The sequence below is a fragment of the Acinetobacter sp. YH12094 genome (genome assembly GCF_013419295.1).
Taxonomy (GTDB): Bacteria; Pseudomonadota; Gammaproteobacteria; order Pseudomonadales; family Moraxellaceae; genus Acinetobacter; species Acinetobacter amyesii.
Map to the genome: position 1 here is coordinate 137,787 of NZ_VPAK01000006.1, position 18,854 is coordinate 156,640.

At 41.5% G+C, this 18,854-nt stretch carries 20 protein-coding genes; 14 read left to right on the forward strand and 6 right to left on the reverse strand.

Features of this window, described 5'->3' with window-relative positions; translation table 11 throughout:
* Positions 1 to 7: 7 nt before the first annotated feature.
* The gene (locus FTU34_RS06855; protein WP_180035064.1) at positions 8 to 1,030 is read right to left on the reverse strand and encodes an NAD-dependent epimerase/dehydratase family protein; all 1,023 of its coding nucleotides are present in this window, start codon (positions 1,028 to 1,030) and stop codon (positions 8 to 10) included.
* Positions 1,031 to 1,044: 14 nt separating this feature from the next.
* On the reverse strand, positions 1,045 to 2,322 hold the full coding sequence (gene tviB, locus FTU34_RS06860) for a Vi polysaccharide biosynthesis UDP-N-acetylglucosamine C-6 dehydrogenase TviB (RefSeq protein ID WP_180035063.1): 1,278 nt from the start codon (positions 2,320 to 2,322) through the stop codon (positions 1,045 to 1,047).
* Positions 2,323 to 2,721: 399 nt separating this feature from the next.
* On the opposite strand from tviB, the gene FTU34_RS06865 reads away from it, so the two are divergent.
* The 13 genes from FTU34_RS06865 (at position 2,722) to FTU34_RS06925 (ending at position 13,697) form a co-directional block, all read left to right on the forward strand.
* Positions 2,722 to 3,798, forward strand: a complete 1,077-nt coding sequence (locus FTU34_RS06865) for a polysaccharide biosynthesis/export family protein (RefSeq protein WP_180110097.1) — start codon at positions 2,722 to 2,724, stop codon at positions 3,796 to 3,798.
* Positions 3,798 to 4,226 (forward strand): low molecular weight protein-tyrosine-phosphatase, encoded by a 429-nt coding sequence (locus FTU34_RS06870; protein WP_180035062.1) that lies wholly within the window; start codon positions 3,798 to 3,800, stop codon positions 4,224 to 4,226. Before FTU34_RS06865 ends, FTU34_RS06870 begins: the two co-directional genes overlap by 1 nt.
* Positions 4,227 to 4,242: 16 nt before the next feature.
* Positions 4,243 to 6,435 carry a polysaccharide biosynthesis tyrosine autokinase gene (locus FTU34_RS06875; protein ID WP_180035061.1) on the forward strand — a complete coding sequence of 731 codons (2,193 nt, stop codon included), beginning with the start codon at positions 4,243 to 4,245 and terminating at the stop codon, positions 6,433 to 6,435.
* Between the two features lie 246 nt (positions 6,436 to 6,681).
* Positions 6,682 to 7,395 (forward strand): FKBP-type peptidyl-prolyl cis-trans isomerase, encoded by a 714-nt coding sequence (locus FTU34_RS06880; RefSeq protein ID WP_078191625.1) that lies wholly within the window; start codon positions 6,682 to 6,684, stop codon positions 7,393 to 7,395.
* 54 nt (positions 7,396 to 7,449) lie between these two features.
* Positions 7,450 to 8,142 carry an FKBP-type peptidyl-prolyl cis-trans isomerase gene (locus FTU34_RS06885; protein ID WP_180035060.1) on the forward strand — a complete coding sequence of 231 codons (693 nt, stop codon included), beginning with the start codon at positions 7,450 to 7,452 and terminating at the stop codon, positions 8,140 to 8,142.
* Positions 8,143 to 8,333: 191 nt separating this feature from the next.
* On the forward strand, positions 8,334 to 9,074 hold the full coding sequence (locus FTU34_RS06890) for a dienelactone hydrolase family protein (RefSeq protein WP_180035059.1): 741 nt from the start codon (positions 8,334 to 8,336) through the stop codon (positions 9,072 to 9,074).
* Positions 9,075 to 9,125: 51 nt separating this feature from the next.
* Entirely contained in the window at positions 9,126 to 9,485 is a 360-nt protein-coding gene (locus tag FTU34_RS06895) for an HIT family protein (protein ID WP_078191628.1), read from the forward strand.
* A gap of 154 nt (positions 9,486 to 9,639) precedes the next feature.
* Complete coding sequence (gene mutY / locus FTU34_RS06900) at positions 9,640 to 10,686, forward strand: A/G-specific adenine glycosylase (RefSeq protein ID WP_180011066.1); 1,047 nt, start codon at positions 9,640 to 9,642, stop codon at positions 10,684 to 10,686.
* 67 nt (positions 10,687 to 10,753) lie between these two features.
* Positions 10,754 to 11,281 carry a M23 family metallopeptidase gene (locus FTU34_RS06905; RefSeq protein WP_180035149.1) on the forward strand — a complete coding sequence of 176 codons (528 nt, stop codon included), beginning with the start codon at positions 10,754 to 10,756 and terminating at the stop codon, positions 11,279 to 11,281.
* A 15-nt stretch (positions 11,282 to 11,296) separates the two neighbouring features.
* Entirely contained in the window at positions 11,297 to 11,542 is a 246-nt protein-coding gene (locus FTU34_RS06910; protein ID WP_180003637.1) for a hypothetical protein, read from the forward strand.
* 20 nt (positions 11,543 to 11,562) lie between these two features.
* On the forward strand, positions 11,563 to 12,132 hold the full coding sequence (locus FTU34_RS06915; protein WP_180035058.1) for a DNA-3-methyladenine glycosylase I: 570 nt from the start codon (positions 11,563 to 11,565) through the stop codon (positions 12,130 to 12,132).
* 25 nt (positions 12,133 to 12,157) lie between these two features.
* Positions 12,158 to 13,180, forward strand: a complete 1,023-nt coding sequence (locus FTU34_RS06920; protein WP_180035057.1) for an NAD(P)-dependent alcohol dehydrogenase — start codon at positions 12,158 to 12,160, stop codon at positions 13,178 to 13,180.
* A gap of 145 nt (positions 13,181 to 13,325) precedes the next feature.
* Entirely contained in the window at positions 13,326 to 13,697 is a 372-nt protein-coding gene (locus FTU34_RS06925) for a hypothetical protein (protein WP_180035056.1), read from the forward strand.
* 32 nt (positions 13,698 to 13,729) lie between these two features.
* On the opposite strand, the gene FTU34_RS06930 is transcribed toward FTU34_RS06925, so the two are convergent.
* Together FTU34_RS06930 and dapB are read right to left on the reverse strand one after the other, a co-directional pair.
* Complete coding sequence (locus tag FTU34_RS06930) at positions 13,730 to 14,374, reverse strand: START domain-containing protein (RefSeq protein ID WP_180035055.1); 645 nt, start codon at positions 14,372 to 14,374, stop codon at positions 13,730 to 13,732.
* Between the two features lie 58 nt (positions 14,375 to 14,432).
* Entirely contained in the window at positions 14,433 to 15,254 is an 822-nt protein-coding gene (gene dapB / locus FTU34_RS06935) for a 4-hydroxy-tetrahydrodipicolinate reductase (RefSeq protein ID WP_078194102.1), read from the reverse strand.
* Positions 15,255 to 15,452: 198 nt separating this feature from the next.
* On the opposite strand from dapB, the gene FTU34_RS06940 reads away from it, so the two are divergent.
* Complete coding sequence (locus FTU34_RS06940; protein ID WP_180035054.1) at positions 15,453 to 17,096, forward strand: PglL family O-oligosaccharyltransferase; 1,644 nt, start codon at positions 15,453 to 15,455, stop codon at positions 17,094 to 17,096.
* A gap of 84 nt (positions 17,097 to 17,180) precedes the next feature.
* Here the strand turns inward: FTU34_RS06940 and dnaJ are convergent, their stop codons facing one another.
* Positions 17,181 to 18,299: a molecular chaperone DnaJ gene (gene dnaJ / locus FTU34_RS06945; protein WP_111885156.1), complete on the reverse strand. Its 1,119-nt coding sequence runs from the start codon at positions 18,297 to 18,299 to the stop codon at positions 17,181 to 17,183.
* Positions 18,300 to 18,405: 106 nt separating this feature from the next.
* Positions 18,406 to 18,783, reverse strand: coding sequence for a hypothetical protein (locus FTU34_RS06950; protein ID WP_180003650.1), 378 nt, complete (start codon positions 18,781 to 18,783; stop codon positions 18,406 to 18,408).
* Positions 18,784 to 18,854 lie beyond the last annotated feature (71 nt).

The window sequence follows — 18,854 nt, forward strand, 5'->3', positions numbered from 1 at the left end:
TTCAAGATCATTTTAAGTTATTGACGTACCAACGCATGGCCAATTGAATGCCTTCGGCAATTTTAAACTGCGGTGCATAACCCAAACCTTGCTCAATTTTGGCAATGCTGGCTTGTGAATGACGTACATCGCCTGCACGGAATTCACGGTACACAGGATCACGCTCAAAGTTCACCGCATTTTCAGCAAGTGCCACCTGAATGGAACGATATAACTCATTCAACGTAGTACGGTCACCCACAGCCACGTTATACACTTGGTTTTTGGCGTCATCAGATGCAGTTGCCGCCAAAATATTGGCTTGAACCGTGTTATCAATAAAACAGAAGTCACGACTGGTTTCACCGTCACCGTTGATGAAGACATCTTCACCATCAATCATCGATGCCGTCCATTTCGGGATCACTGCCGCATAAGCACCGTTTGGATCTTGGCGTTGACCAAACACGTTAAAGTAACGCAGGCCAATCGCTTTAAAACCGTAGCTACGTGCAAAGACATCGGCATATAGCTCATTAACGTACTTGGTCACAGCATACGGTGAAAGCGGATTGCCAATATTTTCTTCAACTTTTGGCAATGCAGGATGATCACCATAAGTTGAACTGCTGGCTGCGTATGTGAAGCTGGCAACACCTGCATCACGCGCAGCAGTAAGCATATTTAAGAAACCGCTGATATTGGTGTCATTGGTGGTGATCGGATCGGCAATCGAACGCGGTACAGAACCTAAAGCAGCTTCATGCAAAACATAATCCACACCTGCACAGGCTTTTTGGCAGTCGGAAAATTGGCGAATATCACCTTCAATAAAACTGAATTTTGCCCATTGCTCAGCAGTGACTAAGCCCTTTACTTCATCCAAATTATGCTGATGCCCTGTGGCAAAGTTATCTAAACCCACCACAGTTTGGTTGAGCTTGAGCAATGTTTCGAGAAGATTCGAGCCAATAAAGCCCGCAACACCTGTGACTAACCATGTTTTAGGCGCTGTTTTAAGGTTGTCACATACCTGTTGATATTGATTCATTATGGTATGTCCTCTTATAGACGAAGGTCAGATTCGGCTTGAGATAACACGTATTTCAAGTCATACAGCACATGATCAGCTTTACCCAAAGCACGGATCGCATCTACGCCCATGTCTTTAAACTGGTGATGTGCAACCGCTAAAATTACTGCATCATATTTGCCATTTTCCAGCGCCTGCACAGGGCTAATACCGTACTCATGTTCCGCCTCAGCTCCATCGACCCAAGGATCATAGACATCAGCATCAATATGGTATTCTTTCAGCTCATTCACAATATCAATAATTCGTGTATTGCGGATATCTGGGCAATTTTCTTTAAAGCTTAAGCCTAAAATGAGGACTTTGGCATCTTCTACTTGAATGCGTTTTTTCAGCATAGCTTTCACCAACTGCGTTACCACATAAGCCCCCATACCGTCATTGAGACGGCGGCCCGCTAAAATAATTTCTGGGTTGTAGCCAATCGCTTGCGCTTTATGAGTCAAGTAGTACGGGTCAACACCGATACAGTGACCACCAACCAAACCTGGACGGAATGGAAGGAAATTCCATTTAGTACCAGCCGCTTGTAATACCGCTTCCGTATCAATGCCCATTTTATTAAAAATAAGCGCCAATTCATTAATTAAAGCTATATTCACATCACGCTGTGTGTTTTCAATCACCTTCGCTGCTTCTGCAACTTTAATACTTGCTGCTTTATGTGTACCTGCCTCAATAATCAAGTTATAAACTACATCAACATAATCAGCGACTTCAGGCGTAGAACCTGAGGTGATTTTTAAAATATTGGTGACACGGTGCAGTTTATCACCCGGGTTAATACGCTCAGGGCTATAGCCTGCATAAAAATCCTGATTAAATACTAAGCCTGAATTTTTCTCTAAAACAGGAATACAAACTTCTTCTGTTGCACCCGGATAAACGGTCGATTCATAAACAACCACATCGCCTTTTTTCAACACTTTTGCAATGCTTTCTGAGGCTTTCACTAATGGCGTTAGATCTGGCTGTTTATATTCATCAATTGGAGTTGGAACAGTAACAATAAAGAAATTACAGTCTTTTAAGTCTTCTAAATTTGCGCTGTAACTTAATTGAGCTGATTGTGCTAATTCTTCAGGAGAAACTTCTAAGGTATGATCACGTCCGCTACGTAATTCATCAATACGCTTCTGATGAATATCAAAGCCCACCACGGGAACTTTTTTTCCAAACTCAACAGCTAGCGGTAAACCGACATAACCTAATCCGATTATGGCAATTTTTAATTCGGAGAGTTGTAACATACTGAAGCCTATGTCATCGATGAATCATCAATCATCGTTATGTTGTAAATAGCGTTAAATTATATCAGAAAATCAAATTTCGATTGTGTAATGATGTTCTATGAGGACTGTAATTTTAATCAACAATATTTATTGGATTAAACAACTCCCCCTATAAAACCAACTTTGTATATTTAAAAAAATTTAACTAACAACAAGATCTTTAAAAAGATATTTATCCATACAAGTGTTGATTAAACTTACGATTTAAAACAAATGTAAAGCTATATTCTACAAGGTGAATAGTATAAACTTAACATTCTAAAATGAGTAATTTGGGTACTTAAACCCGTATTTCAATGATTCAAATATTTTATAAATAGGATTTGTATTCGAGTGAGTTACTATCGTTATAGCTGTATGTTAGCTTTGAGTCTAAGTATGACGGGTTGTGCCATTACTTCAGGCTTACAAACCTATGACCTTCCTAAAGAAGGCACATTTCAGACTGATTTAGGCTCGACAGTCAATGTTATTAAACTAACTCAAGAAAATTTAGTTGCTGTTCAACCCGCCCAAGTAAATCAGCAAAATTTTGCCCATCTATTCAATCAACAACAAAAAAGTTATCGTTTAAATCCGGGTGATATTTTATCTATTTATTTATGGGCATATCCTGAAATTACACCACCCACAAATACAATAAGCAATGCAGAAGCGATTAAATCAAATGGTTACCAAATTGATCAAAGTGGCTATATCCAATTCCCTATTATTGGCCGATATAAAGCTGCAGGAAAATCGCTGACACAAGTCAATCAGGAATTACGCAGTCAACTTGCTCGTTACTTAAAAACCCCAGATGTGATTGTTCGGGTACTTTCCTACCAAGGCCAACGTTTTTCTGTTCAAGGTAACGTGATGAAAGGTGGTCAGTTTAATCTAACCGACCAACCAACTAGTATTTATACTGCATTAGGTATGGCGGGCGGAGTAAATAGTCAATTTGGTGACAATGCATCTTTAACCTTAGTTAGAAATGGTCAAAGTTATGTACTCAATAGTATTGAACTTGAAAAAGCTGGATATTCTTTACACAACTTACTTATCAAACCGAATGACACAATTTATGTCAACTCACGTGAAAACCAAAAAATTTATGTGATGGGAGAGTCTGGCAAAAACCAATCTTTACCCATGCGTGAACAAGGCATGAGCCTCAGTGATGTCCTAGGTGAAAGTCTAGGTATTAACTCACTTTCAGCAAGTCGAGGTAAAATCTACGTAGTGCGTAGCGATGTAAATAGCCCGATGACTGAAATTTACCATTTAGATTTAACCAGTATCGGTGATTTTGGGCTCGCTAACCAGTTCAAAATGCGCAGCAATGATATTGTGTATGTTGATGCATCTGGTTTAGCTCGCTGGCAGCGTGTAATCAATCAAGTGATTCCTTTCTCAAATATCATCTATAACTTGGACAGATTGGGTCAATAATGTTATTTAAAAATATTTTGGTGGTCTGTGTAGGTAATATTTGCCGAAGTCCTATGGCGGAGTATGTCCTAAAAAAAGATCATCCCGATCTGAATATTTATTCAGCTGGAATCTCAGGCATGGTTGGACATCCAGCAGATGAAAAAGCTCAACACTGTATGCAAAAAATTGGCATCGATATGAGTGGACATATTGCCCAAAAATTAAATGCTGAACTGATCAAAAAATCAGATTTAATTTTGGTCATGAGTTCAAATCAACAAAAGCATATTGAACAGACATGGCCATTTGCAAAGGGAAAGACCTTTCGTTTAGGACATTGGCAAGGTAAAAATGTTCCCGATCCATACCAGCATGATCAGGCCTTTTTTGACCAAACTTCACAATTGATCCAGTCTTGCGTTGCGGATTGGACTAAACATATTTAACTTTTGATGTACGATTATGAGCCAAAATACCAATACAGAAGATACAATTGATTTAAAAGAATTATTTTTCTCTCTGATTGCACAATGGAAGTTAATTGCTTTATGTGTAATTTTAAGTCTCGTTTGTGCCCTGCTTTATTTAAGAACCACGCCTGATACCTACGCAGTAAATGCACTGGTACAGGTTGAGGAAAGTAAAGGAACTTCAGCAGCACTCTTGGGTGATCTATCAAGCATGATTGATCAAAAACAACCTGCCCAAGCAGAAATTGAGATTCTTAAATCACGTTTAGTTCTTGGTAATGTCATTCAGAGTTTACATCTCGACCTAAAAATTTCCGGTACAGAAAATTCTTTCACTGATCGCTTATTTTCCCCGCATGAATATGTCACAGAATATAAAAATAAATCAGTAACTTTTAAAGATAATGAAAAAAGTTTTGAAATCCGCCAATTTGATATCCCTGCGCAATATCGTGACAAAAACCTTAGTGTACAGTTTCAAGAAAATAAATTTTCTTTAATTGATCTTCAGACTGAGCAAACAATTTTAACAGCACCATTGAACCAAAAAAATTCTTTACGTACTGCAGAAGGCCTTTGGGAAATCTCAATTTATAGTAAAGATCAATTCAAAGATCACTATTTAATTCAAAAGCAGTCTCTACCTGCCGCAGTTGATAGTATTTTGGCAAATTATTCTGTTGCTGAAAAAGGTAAAATGACGGGCGTGCTTGGCCTTAACTATCAAGGCCAAGATAAAGAACATATTACACAGGTTCTAAATGCCATTTTAGCAGCTTACAGTCATCAAAATATTGAACGCCGTTCAGCTGAAAGCGCGCAGACCTTAAAGTTTTTGGATGAGCAACTACCTGAACTAAAACAACAACTGGATGTTGCGGAACGCGAATTTAACAAATTCCGTCAAGAGTTTAATACGGTAGATGTCACTAAAGAGTCTGAGTTGTATTTAACTCAAAGTATTACACTCGAAACCCAAAAAGCACAGCTTGAACAAAAAGTAGCTGAGGCGTCTGCAAAATACACCAGCGAACACCCAGTGATGCAGCAAATGAATGCACAATTGGGGGCAATTAATAGCAAAATTGCTGAACTAAATGCCACATTAAAAAAACTTCCAGATTTACAACGTCGTTATTTACAGCTCTATCGTGAAGTTGAAGTGAAACAGCAACTCTATACCGCTCTACTCAACTCTTACCAACAACTCCGTATTGCAAAAGCAGGGGAAATTGGTAATGTCCGCATCGTTGATACTGCAGTAGAGCCAATTGAACCTATTAAACCTAAAAAGTTAATTGTCCTTATACTCTCGCTATTTGTCGGTGGCTTTATTGGTGTATTAATTGCTCTTGTTCGCAATATGCTTCGCTCAGGAATTAAAGATTCTTCAGAAATTGAAAATAATCTGGATCTTCCGGTTTATGCCACTGTGCCACGTTCCCCTGTTCAAGAAAGTCGCATCAAGTTACTGAAGAAGAAAAAGACCATTCCTGTACTTGCGGTTAAAAATAGCGATGATATTGCAATTGAAAGCCTGCGCAGTATGCGTACTGCCATTCACTTTGCACTGACATCTGCAAAAAATAACCTGATCATGATTTCGGGGCCAGCACCAGAAGTTGGTAAATCGTTTATTTCAACCAATTTAGCTACGATTCTTGCGCAGAGCGATAAACGTGTTTTAATTATTGATGCCGATTTACGTCGTGGTTATTTGAACAAATACTTCAATCATGACAACCAACCAGGTCTTTCTGAGTATTTAAATGGCCAGCGTGATCTAGACAGCATCATTAAAACCACTGAAATTCCAAATTTGAGTGTGATTACTCGTGGTAAAAGCCCTTCTAATCCATCTGAGCTTTTAAGTTCTGGTAAATTCAAAGAATTCTTAGATTTGATTTCACCAATGTTTGATCATGTGATCATTGATACCCCTCCTGTACTTGCGGTGACAGACGGTATCATTATTTCGCAATATGCTGGTGTAAATTTGGTGATTGCTCGTTATGCGAAAACTCAGTTGAAAGAACTAGAGTTAACCGTGAACCGCTTTGAACAAGTGGGTGTGAAGGTCAATGGTATTATTCTAAACGACATTCAACGTAGCTCAGCTGGTTATGGTTATGGTTATGGCTATAACTATTCTTATGGTTATAAAGCTTCAAAAGACCAAGACTAATTCAAGCCTATTCAAAAAAGCCACCGAATACGGTGGCTTTTTTTATTTTCGAAATTTATGTTGCATGCATCATTCTGTATAAAAAATGTTTTATATATTCATACCGTTATAGTATAAAAATAAGAACATGACTATGATGATCTTTCCTGCACCTTACCTGATCATAGAGATAGGTAAGCGCTGAACAGGAAAAGTCTGCTAGAATTTCAGCAACTTTTTACATATAAAATAATTGTGGGAAAATATATGAGTAAGGCCCTACCTATCGCTGTCGCTGTATTACTCGGCGGTGCCGCACTTGTTCCTGTTTACTATGCAACTAAAACACCTGCTACGCAATCAGCAACATCAACTCAACCAGCTGCAAATGCTTCTGCTGTCGCTAAAATCAGTTATGCACTTGGTTATGAAGTTGCCCATCAAACGCCTCCAGAATTAGATATTGATAGCTTTGTCACTGGCGTTCGTGCGGGTCATGCTCGTGCAAAACCTGCATATACTGAAGAAGAATTACAAAAAGCATATGCTGAGTTCCAGCAAGAAATGCAAAACAAGCAGCTCGAAAGCAATAAGCAAGCACAAAGTAGCAGCGATAATTTCTTAACAGAAAACAAAAGTAAAGCTGGGGTTAAAACCACTGCTTCTGGTTTACAGTACCTAACAACGAAAGAAGGTACAGGTAAACAACCGCAAGCCACATCAGTTGTTAAAGTTCACTACACAGGTAAGTTAGTGGATGGCACTGTATTTGATAGTTCAGTACAGCGCGGCGAGCCAATTGAATTCCCATTGAATCAAGTGATTCCAGGTTGGACTGAAGGTCTACAGTTAATGAAAGAAGGCGGCAAAGCCACTTTGTATATTCCTTCAAACCTCGGTTATGGTGCTCAAGGTGTTCCAGGAACGATTCCACCGAACAGTACTTTAATTTTTGATGTAGAACTCATTGAAGTTAAATAATAAAACCGGTACAGGAGAGCTTTTCGCTCTCCTGCTTTATTTTGAGACTCGGTCATGAAATTACAGATCAGTATGTTGTGTTTGGCACTCTGCTCAAGCATTGTATTTGCCAAAGATGTCAGTAATAAAAGTAGTGCTGCAGAACAAGTCGGTTATAGTTTTGGTTATTTAATGGGACGCAGTAATGCTGAATCCATTAAAGACTTAGATATTGATGCATTTGTTGCAGGTTTAAAGGCAGCATCTAAAGGTCAAGCTTCGTCACTAACAGATGAAGAAATGACCCGTGCCTTAACTCAATATAAAAAGCAAACCGAAGCGAAACAACTGATTGAACTGAAGCAAAAAGCGGATGCGAATGCCACCATTGGTTCAGCTTTCCTTGCTGAAAATGCCAAAAAACCGAGCATTCTGGTCACGAAATCTGGCCTGCAGTATCAAGTCATTCAAGCCGGCAAAGGTAAATCACCTAAAGCCAATTCAACAGTGAAAGTTCACTATGAAGGTCGCTTAATTGATGGCACTGTTTTTGATAGTTCAATTGCACGTAACCAACCTGCGATGTTCCAAGTGAGTCAAGTCATTCAGGGTTGGACAGAAGGTCTACAGTTGATGAAAGAAGGTGCAAAATATCGCTTCTTCATTCCTGCAAATTTAGGCTATGGTCAAATTGGTTCAGCAGACGTCATTGAGCCAAACAGCACGCTGATTTTTGATGTAGAGCTCATTGAAGTTCTCCCGAAATAACTACTCCCTTCAGGAGCATCGACAAATCTCGATGCTCCTCAATATTTCATCGTTCCATTATTTTCTTTTACAATTTTTTTGATTGATTTGACTTAAAATTCACATTGATATCTTATATTTATTTCACAAAAACCAATTTCCCTTTATTTTAAATCTTCATCAACTGCGTAGCCGCACATAAGGATTTGACCATGACCGTTAAAATTAAGACTCGCGAAATTCAATATACAGCAGCTGATGGAACTCAACTTTTTGGCTATTTTGCCGCACCAGAGTCAGACACTGCGGTCGCAGGTGTTTTAGTTGCCCCGGAATGGTGGGGACGCAATGAATATACCGAACAACGTGCGCGTGAATTGGCAGAACAAGGCTATGCTGCTTTCGCTTTGGATATGTATGGTGATAAAAAAGTCACCACAGATGCCAAGCAAGCTTATGAATGGATGATGCAGACTTTTGATCATGCTGACACCATCGTGACCCGTGCGTCTGCTGCATTAAACACTTTGGCACAGCAAAAAGAAGTAAATGCAGATAAACTCGCAGCTATAGGCTTTTGCTATGGCGGAAAAGTCGTGCTGGATTTAGCTCGTTCAGGTGCTGCATTAAAAGCTGTGGTGACCTTCCATGCAACACTTTCTACAGCGACTCCTGCACAAGCAGGACAAGTCCAAGCAGAGATTTTAGTGCAACATGGTGAGCTCGACTCGATGGTGAGCTTAGAAGATGTTGCAACCTTTAGAAATGAAATGGATGCTGCCCAAGTGAAGTATCAAATCAATATTTTTGAAGGTGCAAAACATGGCTTTAGCAACCCAATGGCGGATGAACGTGCTAAAGCCAACGGCGTAGATTTAGCTTATAACGCTGCTGCAGAACAGCAAAGCTTAGCAGCCATGTATGCCTTGTTAGCACGCCAGCTTAGTTCTTAAAGCCATAAGAACCACTACCAATATTTAATTTATAAAAATGAGGAGAGCACAATGACAGAACTCAATTGTCCATATTGCAATTTTGACGAATATGACGTGATTGCAAAAAATGATTTTGGTGTTGTACTTCCTGAACCACATACCCTGTCTAAAGGACATGCTGTCATTGTCCCACTACGTCACGTTGGTTCATTTTTTGAAATTACTGATAAAGAACGTAAAAGTTTAATGTCCTTACTTGAACAAGCGCGTAATGAATTAAATTTACGCTATCAACCTACAGGCTTTCATATTGGGTTTAATGATGGACAAGTTTTTGGCGAAGCCACTGAACATGTGCATATTCACATTATTCCACGTTATGAAAACCAAACATTGGCGCTCGATACCCGCTGGGGCTTTAAAAGCTAAACTTTAAATTCACACTCACTAAGGAGCTTCGGCTCCTTTTTTGATAGCCAATATTTTTGCATTCCCCCTGATATACAGATTTCGTTTTGAACAAAAAGAATGCCTATTGAAAGATGTATACTAGGCCAGTTTTTTTCAATTTTGACTGTATTGCATGTTTAACTTTTCTGATGCCCTTCTCGACTGGTTTGATGTCCATGGTCGTCATGACTTACCGTGGCAAGTGAAGGATGACCCTTACAAAGTGTGGGTTTCAGAAATTATGCTGCAACAAACCCAAGTCAAAACTGTCTTACAATATTTTGATCGATTTATTCAACGATTTCCGACTGTTGAAGATTTAGGCCATGCCTCTTGGGATGATGTGGCGCCCTATTGGGCTGGCTTAGGCTACTATGCACGGGCTCGGAACTTACACAAAGCCGCGGGTATTGTTGCACGTCAGGGACATTTTCCAAGCAATCTTGAGCAGTGGATGGAACTACCGGGCATCGGCCCGTCTACCGCAGGTGCGCTGATGTCTTTAGGTTTAAGACAATATGGCGTGATTATGGACGGCAACGTCAAGCGAGTATTGTCTCGTTTCTTTGCTATAGAAGATGATTTATCGAAACCTGTACATGAACGGGCCATGTGGCAACTGGCGACAGAGCTCTGCCCCACTGAACGCAACCACGATTATACCCAAGCGATTATGGATCTTGGTGCAACGGTATGCACGCCGAAAAAACCACTCTGTTTATATTGTCCCATGCAACAGCACTGCAAAGCACATGCTCAGGGTTTAGAAACTGAATTACCTTATAAAAAGCCTAAAAAGCCTGTTCCAGTGAGAGAGGCTCAAGTCATGCTGATTCAATCTGCAGGAGAATGGCTGTGGATACAACGTCCGAATAGCGGTCTATGGGGCGGTCTGTGGTGTTTACCTATTTTTGATCAACCCCATGAGTTTCAATCCCACACTCAGCAACTTGGACTGAAACCTACCACCACTCAAGTACAGATATCACATAGCTTTACCCACTTCACTTGGCTTTTAGAAGCTACTGTATTTACCGTTGCTGCCGATCAAAAAGAGCATTTAGCCATTGAATGCAACGCACAGTGGTATACCCCGATACAAGCCACTGCACTCGGTATTCCAACCGCCATGAAAAAACTCATTTCTACGCTAGAACTCGAAAGCCATTCTATGCCATAGTTTTGAACTGCTCATCAATTGAATAGGGACAAATGTGACTCAAGGATTTTTTCAGCTTCGTAGAGGGTTGTTCGGCGGTATTGGTTTTATTTTGCTTTTACTCAGCGCCTGTACGTCGACTCCACCCAAACCATCAGGCAGTACATTGCCTGCTCATGAAGTGAAAAAATTACAAAACATGCGTTTACCCAATCAATTGCCTGTTCCTGTTCATCAAGTCAAACGAAGTGCGCTCAAGGATACCTGGGGTGCAGCGCGTAGCCAAGGACGGAGCCATGAAGGCATTGATATTATTGTTCCACGTGGAACAAAAGTTCTCAGTGCTACAGAAGGTTTAGTTGCTGACTTACGTAATAACAATTTGGGTGGTAAAGTGATATGGATTATGGGGCCCGCAGGTTCTTGGCATTATTATGCGCATCTTGATGGTCATAAACGTGGCTTAAATGTCGGCGACTATGTCAAAAAAGGTGATGTCATTGGCTATGTAGGTAATACTGGCAATGCTCGACATACTGCACCACATTTGCATTATGGCATTTACTTGGGTGGTAAAGGTCGCAATGCCGTTAACCCCTATCCGTATTTACGTTAATTTTAGGAAACATACATGTCAGAAGCGTTGATCAATCGTCTGGTGGAATTTGCAGAATCTGGTAATCAACAAAAAATCAGCCTCAATGGACAGTCTTATCAGGGCTGGATCATGGAGATCACTGAAGAAGCATTACTTATCAGCACCGGCTACGCAGACAAATCAGGTAAAGATGTATGGATTCAATTTGCCGATCTCGATCAAGCGGAACTGTTGTATTGGGACAATAAAAACGATCAATGGACAGCTTTTAAAATTTAAGTCAAAAAGGAGCATTCAACATGACGATACAACGCTGTGCTTGGTGCTCCGAAGATCCTTTATATATTGCCTACCATGACACTGAATGGGCTAAACCCAGTTTTGATGAGCAGCATCTGTTTGAAATACTCTGTCTGGAAGGACAACAAGCGGGGCTGTCTTGGATCACTATGCTGAAAAAGCGGTCCTACTATCAGCAGCATTTTTTTCAATATCCCATTGCCGAAATTGCAGCGTTGAGTGACCTACAATTACAAGAAAAATTACAAGATTCAGGTTTGATTCGTCATATCGGCAAACTCACTGCCATTCGAGATAATGCAAAAGCATGGCAACAGTTAAAAGCCCAAGGGATTCATCCGGTGGAATTTCTTTGGAATTTTGTCGAAGGTCAAATTGCCAATAATGATGTAGTTGAATATCGTAGCGCCCCTGCACAAACCGCTCAAAGTCAGGCAATGTCCAAAGCATTAAAAAAGCTTGGTTTTAAATTTGTCGGCCCGACGACTTGCTATGCTCTGATGCAAGCTATCGGCATGGTCAATGATCATGAAAATCACTGTGCCTTTAAATACACGCACGCAGAATGACCTCAAAAACAGAAAGGATAGAATAATGAGTGACAATACAATCCACGCCTATGCAGCAATGAACAGTGGTGAAGCCCTTGTTCCCTACCAATTTGATGCAGGTGAATTACAAGCCCATCAGGTCGAAGTCAAAGTCGAGTATTGCGGTCTTTGTCACTCAGATATTTCTATTATCCAAAATGATTGGAAATCTTCGGTTTATCCTGTGGTCCCAGGGCATGAAGTGATTGGAACCATTATCCAACTCGGCAGCGAAGCCAAAGGACTCAAAGTCGGACAACGTGTAGGCATTGGCTGGACAGCAGAAAGTTGTCAACACTGTGACCCGTGTATCGATGGTCGCCAAGTGCAATGTACCGGAACCAAGACAGCGACAATCGTCGGTCATGCAGGTGGCTTTGCCGACAAAGTTCGTGCAGGCTGGCAATGGGTTATTCCGCTTCCAGATGATCTCGACCCAACCAGTGCTGGCCCTCTGCTCTGCGGCGGGATTACGGTATTTGATCCCATTTTACAGCACCAAATTCAGGCCATTCACCATGTTGCCGTAATCGGCATTGGTGGATTAGGTCATATGGCGATTAAACTGCTCAAAGCTTGGGGCTGTGAAATTACCGCGTTCAGTTCAAACTTAGATAAAACTGATGAACTTAAAGCCATGGGGGCTGACCATGTGGCGAATAGTCGTGATCTTGCCGCAATTAAAGCACAGCGTGGTAAATTCAATTTGATTCTAAGCACGGTCAATGTCACGTTGGATTGGCAAGCCTATCTTTCGACTTTGGCACCGAATGGAAGCGTTCACATGCTCGGCCTAGCGCTTGAGCCGATGCAAATCCCCGCAGGAATGCTGATCAGTGGTGCTAAATCCGTCACTGGCTCATCAACAGGTTCTCCTGCGGCACTGCGTGAATTACTTCGATTCGCCGCACGTCAAAATATTGCACCACAAATTGAAATGTATCCCATGTCTCAGGTGAATGAAGCGATTGAACGTTTGCATTCAGGAAACGTGCGTTATCGAATTGTGCTGAAAGCTGATTTTTAACGGTAAAAATTTAAACAACAAAAGCCTGCTGCATACAGGCTTTCTTCTGCCCTTTATACACTCATCAAAATTAGACGGTGTTTGTATTTATGCATTCCTTACGCAGTTTCGAGCGGGTCTAATCATCTTCAGCACACTCACGCTTATGGCGTGCCAACCCGAACAGCACACTCAAGCTCAAAGCCAGCAAAATTTTATCTGTAAATCTTTAATTCAAGGCTTTTTAAGTGCCCAAAAACTGACGCAATATGAACTTGAGCAGATCCAACCGATTACTAATGGTGGGTTACATCAGCAGCTATATATCTATAAAGCCAAGTTTGAAAACGGCATGAATATCATGCCGCAGCAAGCCAAACTTCACTTTGCCTGTGAACAAATGACCGCGCGGCAATTTCAAATCAAGTTACATCCGCATCCATTTCCAGAACAGACCTTACTCAGTATCGAACTTCCAGAAGCACAGCACATGCAGCAGTTGACTGCTTTTCGCCTGCCTGAGATGCAAAGTCATTGATCGTTCATATTGAACTGAATCATTACTGGTGCTTATTTTAAAATTTCGGGAAAGGTCGCAATAGTTTTGCTTTTACCCAACTGCACTTTCATTTTTTGTAGCATTTGATAAGGCTGTTGCTGCACAAACATATTCACGAAACTGAGCGGAATGGAACCTTCCGGATTGGCGTAGCCATAGGTCGAAACTTTGACCTTTTGATTGCCTAAACGCTGGAAGGTCCAATCTCCCTCATAGTCGGTGAGGCGTACATAATTGGGATTGATCGGATAACCTTTTTTCACCGCTTTATTTTGGATGCTAATGATGCCCTGTGCATCTTTACGCATTTTGCCTTGTACCACCAAATCACGGTCTTTTAAGGGAAAAGGAAAATCCAACACCATATATAAACTGAATTCACCTTTCTGGTCATCGCGGGATAAGACTTTGACACTGCCCATATAAGGGACCCAATTCACTGCATTTTCCACATCTAAAATCAGGGTAACCGCTTTTTCGATGGGCACATCAAAACTGGTTTCAGCTTTGTATTGAAAGACAGGATTTTGAGCATTTTGGTAGGTCCAAACTTTAATATTATTTTTATTAATCGTGAGTTTGGCATTATCCATAGTTTTCGCTTGTACTGCCGCAGTGAATGCGACAGCACAGGCCATAAAGATGACTTTTTTCATTCCATTGATCGTCTTATTTTAATTTTATGCTGTTGTTATAACGGATTTTAACGCGCTTTTATACGTCAATATCGTTAAAACCCAGTACATCTTTCATATCGTACTTACGTGCTTCACGACCAACTACCCATGCAGCTGCACGTACTGCACCAGAGGCAAAGTTCATACGGTTAGTCGCTTTATGGGTAATTTCAACACGTTCGCCATCCGCAATAAACATCGCAGTATGTTCACCAACAATGTCACCACCACGAATCGTTTGGAAGCCAATGGTTTGACGTTCACGTGGACCCGTATGCCCTTCACGGCAATACACAGCATCTTGTTTTAAGTCACGTCCTAAAGCACCGGCAATGGCTTCGCCCCACATTAGCGCTGTACCTGATGGTGCATCAACTTTATGACGATGATGGGCTTCAATCACTTCAATATCTACAGTATCGCCAAATACTTTTGATGCCAATTCAAGAAGTTTGATTGAAACGTTTACACCGACAGAATAGTTCGCTGCATAGACCACTGGGGTTTCTGTTGCTGTTTCATCGAGATAAGCTTTTTGCTCATCATTCATACCTGTGGTACCAATGACAATCGCAACGCCTGCTTCACGGCAAAGTTTAAGATGCTGTGCCGTTGCTGCAGGTGCAGTAAAGTCGATCACGACATCACAATCTTTTAAAACTTCAGCTAGGTTACCGACAACCTTTACGCCAACCGCGCCAATCCCTGCAAGTTCACCGGCATCCGCACCGACTAAGCTACTTTCAGGACGTTCTACCGCAGCAGCCAATTGATAACCAGCTTGCTGAACCGCCTGAATTAAGATGCGTCCCATACGACCGCCTGCGCCCAAGATACCAATACGTGGAGCTGCTGACATAACATTTTCCTAATGTTGATTCGAAATTGGTCTTACTATATCAAAACTCCATGCGCAGGCTAAGTTACAAACAAAAAAATCCTGCATTTTCCGAAGGACTTTTGCAAATCAAGCTCTTCGACAGACGCTGACTATTCCCTCACCAAGTCTAGGCATTTTCACGGTATGATAGGCGCGTTCTATTGATCTTGAATATTCATGAAAACCCTATTGTATCTTTGTGCGGCAGTCTGTATTGCACTGGCATGGCTGATTCCGATTCATTACCGACCTTGGGCCACGTATACCGGTGAGCTTTATACCTTCTTTGCCCTGTTTGCCTTAGCGGCAACGTTCTTTAAAGAAAAGCTCATGGTGGCAAAAATTTCCCTGCCCCTGTTGCTCTTAGCGCTGATTCCCTTCATCCAACTGGCTTTTGGGCAGGTGTATTATTTTAGTATTGCCTTACTCTGTATGCTGTTTGTGTTCAGCTTCTGGCTGTGTATCAATCTAGGTTTTAGTCTCTCGCAAGGTACAGAAAAACGCGAAAAAACCTTCCTATACCTAAGCTATACCTTTGTTGCTTCTGGGGTAATGACTGGACTCATCGCAATATGTCAGTGGTTAGATTTCGACTCGTTTCTTCCTTTTATGATGAAAATTAGTGGAACTACACGCCCATTTGCAAACTTTGCTCAGCCGAATAACATGGCCACGTTTCTGCTCATGTCCTTGTTAGCCTGCTTATATGTTTATGAACAACAAAAAGTTAAAACGCGCTATTTGGTCGCTTGTGCAATTCCTATTTTAATTGGGGTCGCGCTCAGCCAATCTCGCACCTCTTGGGTAGCAAGTATTTGCGTCCTAATCTATTTGGCTTATGCACAGTACAAAGATTATATCCGTCTTCGCTGGTTTTACAGCTTGGCATGGTTTATCGGCTTTGTGGCACTGATTGTATTGATGCCAAAATTAAGTCAAATCATGAGCCAAATGTCCGACATGAATATTCAAGAAAGTCGTGACGTAGTCAAACGTGCTGGTGGAGATATGTCTCGGTTAGCCATTTGGCAACAAATGGCACATGCCGTGGCTGCACAGCCTTGGTTTGGCTATGGTTGGCATCAAACCAGTAGTGCTTTTGTCTCGATCTCTGACACGGTGCAAGGACCTGTATGGATTCGTAGCTCACACAATTTTATTTTGGATTTCTTATTGTGGAATGGCACCATTATTGGTGTGCCGTTCTTGGCCTATTTCGCCTATTGGGGCATCCAATTACAGAAGTTAGCCAAGTCTGCATTATCTGTGATTGGCCTATTGATGGTCGGTGTCTTCGTTATTCATGCCATGTTGGAGTTTCCGCAAAACTACGCATATTTCTTACTGCCTGTGGGTTTTATTATCGGGATTCTTCAAGCTGCGAAATCACAGACGGCTACATTGAGTCTGTCTCCGTGGTTTATCCGCATTGTTTTCGTGATTGGCGCTGTGCTGATTACGGTGATTTATCGTGATTATGCCAATGCAGCGATTCAGCTGGGTCAGGCATCAAAATATGAAAAAACACCGGAGAAAATCACCAACCATGCGCCGATCTATTTACTCACGGAATTTAGACATCGGGTAGCGATTATTCGTTTAAATCCATATTCCATCGTTTCTGAACAAACCATTCAGGATACTGAAAAATTGGTTCGCAGCTATCCAGCGAAATACCACATCATTAAATATGCACGTTTATTGGCATTTAATGGTCGTGAGGCTGAAGCACGTCATCAGCTACAGCGTCTTAAAAATATCTATAGGCTCGACATGAGCTATGAGAGTTTATTACCGCCTACAGCACAGCCGAAACCTTAAAACGCTCAATAAAAAAGCCTGCAATTATGCAGGCTTTTTTATACCTGAGTTCACATCACAGCGAACTCAAGCAAATCATTTCAATTAATCAAACAAACGGTCGAAGAATGATTTTTTCTTCGGAGATGATTTATTGTCATCGCCATCCATCGTGTCTTGTAACTCTTTCAACAATTCACGTTGACGAGCCGTTAAGTTCACAGGCGTTTCCACCACGATACGGCAGAGTAAGTCACCGGTCATGCTGGTACGTACAGGCTTCACACCTTTACCACGTAAGCGGAACAATTTACCAGTTTGAGTCCCTTCAGGTACTTTCAAGCTCACACGACCATCGAGTGTCGGAATTTGAATTTCTTTACCCAATGCAGCATCTGCAATGCTTACAGGCACATCCATATATAGGTCAGCGCCATCACGTTGGAAGATTTCGTGTTCACGTACCACCACTTCTACATATAAGTCGCCTGCTTGGCCATCACGGATCGCCTCGCCTTTGCCACTTAAACGTACGCGGTCGCCATTGTCCACACCTGCAGGAATGGTCACCTCTAAAGTTTGCTGACGGTCAGAAACCCCTGAACCATGACATTTATTACATGGGTTCTTAATGATTTTACCTTGACCACGACAGGTGCTACAGGTTTGCTGCACAGAGAAGAAGCCCTGTTGCATACGCACTTGACCGGCACCATGACAGGTTTTACAGGTTTCAACGTCATTCGGATTTTTAGATCCTTTACCATCACAGGCATCACATGGCGCTGGCGCAGTAAAGGTAATGGTTTTTTTCACGCCCTTCACAGCTTCCTCAAGGGTAAGCTCCATAACATAGCGTAAGTCTGAACCACGGCGTGCACGTTGCTGACCACCACGGCCACCACCGCCAAATGCGCCACCGAATATGTCGCCAAACTGACTAAAGATATCTTCTGCGCTAAAACCGCCACCGAAGCCACCGCCGCCGCCCATGCCGCCTTCAAAAGCTTGATGTCCCATACGGTCATACATACTACGTTTTTCGCTGTCCGATAAAACTTCATATGCTTCTGCAGCTTCTTTGAATTTTTCTTCAGCTTCTGGGTTATCTGGATTACGGTCAGGGTGATACTTCATCGCCAACTTACGGTAGGCTTTTTTAATTTCATCATCACTTGCGGTTTTAGATACACCTAAAACCTCATAATAATCACGTTTAGCCATGTCTGGCGATGCTCCTCACGGAATTTAATTTAATACTTAACTGTGGTCTGAAATTGGGGAATCAAACCATTTTTTCAAGGGGTAGGCAGGAAAAAAATAAATCGACTTAGAAAACAGCCTTATTTTTAACGAATTTGGATAGACCTTGGATCCATGCATTTAATAGATACAAAAAGGCAATCGAAGAAAAGATCACACCAATTACCGTGCATGCAGTCACCCAAAGATAGGTGTCCCAATAATAGAAAAATAAAGGAATAAACCACAGTGCGGCAAAAATGGCCATCATGGAATAAATCACGACGGTGCGCATGACCCAAAGCGCTTGGGCTTGTAGCCAAACTTCTGTAGAATCGATTTGAGTCACTTTGCGTGCAAAACCGTAGGCAAATACACCACTAATCAGGGTAAATAAAGCGAAAAACATGAAGACATAAGAAATCGCAATATAACGGCGATACTTAGCTAAACTCTCTGCTGTCATCTGTGATTCAACCCCGTACACCACAATATGCCGCGCTGCACTTGTGGTAGTTTTACTTTTTAAAAATGTCT

Coding starts and splice junctions, on each gene's coding strand:
- FTU34_RS06855 (WP_180035064.1), bottom strand. CDS start 1,030: ATGAATCAATATCAACAGGTATGTGACAACCTTAAAACAGCGCCTAAA.
- tviB (WP_180035063.1), bottom strand. CDS start 2,322: ATGTTACAACTCTCCGAATTAAAAATTGCCATAATCGGATTAGGTTAT.
- FTU34_RS06865 (WP_180110097.1), top strand. CDS start 2,722: ATGTTAGCTTTGAGTCTAAGTATGACGGGTTGTGCCATTACTTCAGGC.
- FTU34_RS06870 (WP_180035062.1), top strand. CDS start 3,798: ATGTTATTTAAAAATATTTTGGTGGTCTGTGTAGGTAATATTTGCCGA.
- FTU34_RS06875 (WP_180035061.1), top strand. CDS start 4,243: ATGAGCCAAAATACCAATACAGAAGATACAATTGATTTAAAAGAATTA.
- FTU34_RS06880 (WP_078191625.1), top strand. CDS start 6,682: ATGAGTAAGGCCCTACCTATCGCTGTCGCTGTATTACTCGGCGGTGCC.
- FTU34_RS06885 (WP_180035060.1), top strand. CDS start 7,450: ATGAAATTACAGATCAGTATGTTGTGTTTGGCACTCTGCTCAAGCATT.
- FTU34_RS06890 (WP_180035059.1), top strand. CDS start 8,334: ATGACCGTTAAAATTAAGACTCGCGAAATTCAATATACAGCAGCTGAT.
- FTU34_RS06895 (WP_078191628.1), top strand. CDS start 9,126: ATGACAGAACTCAATTGTCCATATTGCAATTTTGACGAATATGACGTG.
- mutY (WP_180011066.1), top strand. CDS start 9,640: ATGTTTAACTTTTCTGATGCCCTTCTCGACTGGTTTGATGTCCATGGT.
- FTU34_RS06910 (WP_180003637.1), top strand. CDS start 11,297: ATGTCAGAAGCGTTGATCAATCGTCTGGTGGAATTTGCAGAATCTGGT.
- FTU34_RS06915 (WP_180035058.1), top strand. CDS start 11,563: ATGACGATACAACGCTGTGCTTGGTGCTCCGAAGATCCTTTATATATT.
- FTU34_RS06920 (WP_180035057.1), top strand. CDS start 12,158: ATGAGTGACAATACAATCCACGCCTATGCAGCAATGAACAGTGGTGAA.
- FTU34_RS06925 (WP_180035056.1), top strand. CDS start 13,326: ATGGCGTGCCAACCCGAACAGCACACTCAAGCTCAAAGCCAGCAAAAT.
- FTU34_RS06930 (WP_180035055.1), bottom strand. CDS start 14,374: ATGAAAAAAGTCATCTTTATGGCCTGTGCTGTCGCATTCACTGCGGCA.
- dapB (WP_078194102.1), bottom strand. CDS start 15,254: ATGTCAGCAGCTCCACGTATTGGTATCTTGGGCGCAGGCGGTCGTATG.
- FTU34_RS06940 (WP_180035054.1), top strand. CDS start 15,453: ATGAAAACCCTATTGTATCTTTGTGCGGCAGTCTGTATTGCACTGGCA.
- dnaJ (WP_111885156.1), bottom strand. CDS start 18,299: ATGGCTAAACGTGATTATTATGAGGTTTTAGGTGTATCTAAAACCGCA.
- FTU34_RS06950 (WP_180003650.1), bottom strand. CDS start 18,783: ATGACAGCAGAGAGTTTAGCTAAGTATCGCCGTTATATTGCGATTTCT.